This window comes from Roseovarius sp. YIN77 (genome assembly GCF_057219155.1).
This window is the reverse complement of record NZ_JBXVVI010000050.1, coordinates 1-1500: the sequence shown is the minus strand read 5'-3', so window position 1 is coordinate 1500 and position 1500 is coordinate 1. Positions and strand designations below refer to the sequence as shown.

Annotated in this window: 3 protein-coding genes; all 3 read left to right on the top strand. The window is 45.4% G+C overall.

The genetic code is table 11. The annotated features are described in order from the left end of the window. Positions 1-373: 373 nt before the first annotated feature. Entirely contained in the window at positions 374-595 is a 222-nt protein-coding gene (locus tag AC2D8P_RS16530) for a TraR/DksA family transcriptional regulator (protein ID WP_000763367.1), read from the top strand. Then, the gene (locus AC2D8P_RS16525; RefSeq protein ID WP_001289873.1) at positions 592-1140 is read left to right on the top strand and encodes an ead/Ea22-like family protein; all 549 of its coding nucleotides are present in this window, start codon (positions 592-594) and stop codon (positions 1138-1140) included. The genes AC2D8P_RS16530 and AC2D8P_RS16525 overlap by 4 nt, the downstream gene beginning before the upstream one ends. A gap of 191 nt (positions 1141-1331) precedes the next feature. Next, complete coding sequence (locus AC2D8P_RS16520; protein ID WP_484703987.1) at positions 1332-1484, top strand: hypothetical protein; 153 nt, start codon at positions 1332-1334, stop codon at positions 1482-1484. Positions 1485-1500 lie beyond the last annotated feature (16 nt).

Below are 1500 nucleotides of genomic sequence, written 5' to 3'. Positions count from 1 at the left end.
ATCACTGTTGCGCCTGTTAGCTCTGTGTGCTTATGCTTGCCGACATGGGACTTGTTCAATGACACCTCAGCAGGAAAACGCCCTTCGCAGCATTGCCCGTCAGGCTAATTCTGAAATCAAAAAAAGCCAGACAGCAGTTTCCGGATAAAAACGTCGATGACATTTGCCGTAGCGTACTGAAGAAGCACCGCGAAACGGTAACGCTGATGGGATTCACACCGACTCATTTAAGCCTGGCAATCGGCATGTTAAACGGCGTCTTTAAGGAACGATGAACATGAAAAGCAAAATCATCAGGGAGCTACAGGCTCCTTTTTTATTATTCGCATTCACCCTCAAGCGTATTAACCAACAGTTCAGGGATTAATGAAAGATGGCAGACATCATTGATTCAGCATCAGAAATAGAAGAATTACAGCGCAACACAGCAATAAAAATGCGCCGCCTGAACCACCAGGCTATATCTGCCACTCATTGTTGTGAGTGTGGCGATCCGATAGATGAACGAAGACGCCTGGTCGTTCAGGGTTGTCGGACTTGTGCAAGTTGCCAGGAGGATCTGGAACTTATCAGTAAACAGAGAGGTTCGAAGTGAGCGAAATTAACTCTCAGGCACTGCGTGAAGCGGCAGAGCAGGCAATGCATGACGACTGGGGATTTGACGCAGACCTTTTCCATGAATTGGTAACACCATCGATTGTGCTGGAACTGCTGGATGAACGGGAAAGAAACCAGCAATACATCAAACGCCGCGACCAGGAGAACGAGGATATTGCGCTAACAGTAGGGAAACTGCGTGTTGAGCTTGAAACAGCAAAATCAAAACTCAACGAGCAGCGTGAGTATTACGAAGGTGTTATCTCGGATGGGAGTAAGCGTATTGCTAAACTGGAAAGCAACGAAGTCCGTGAAGACGGAAACCAGTTTCTTGTTGTTCGCCATCCTGGGAAGACTCCTGTTATCAAGCACTGCACTGGTGACCTGGAAGAGTTTCTGCGGCAGTTAATCGAACAAGACCCGTTAGTAACTATCGACATCATTACGCATCGCTATTACGGGGTTGGAGGTCAATGGGTTCAGGATGCAGGTGAGTATCTGCATATGATGTCTGACGCTGGCATTCGCATCAAAGGAGAGTGAGATCGGTTTTGTAAAAGATAACGCTTGTGAAAATGCTGAATTTCGCGTCGTCTTCACAGCGATGCCAGAGTCTGTAGTGTCAGATGATGACCGTACTCAAACATCGGGTTGAGTATTATCTTACTGTTTCTTTACATAAACATTGCTGATACCGTTTAGCTGAAACGACATACATTGCAAGGAGTTTATAAATGAGTATCAATGAGTTAGAGTCTGAGCAAAAAGATTGGGCGTTATCAATGTTGTGCAGATCCGGTGTCTTGTCTCCATGCAGACATCACGAAGGTGTTTATGTAGATGAAGGTATAGATATAGAGTCGGCATACAAATATTCCATGAAATGAATAATTGCCTCTTGAT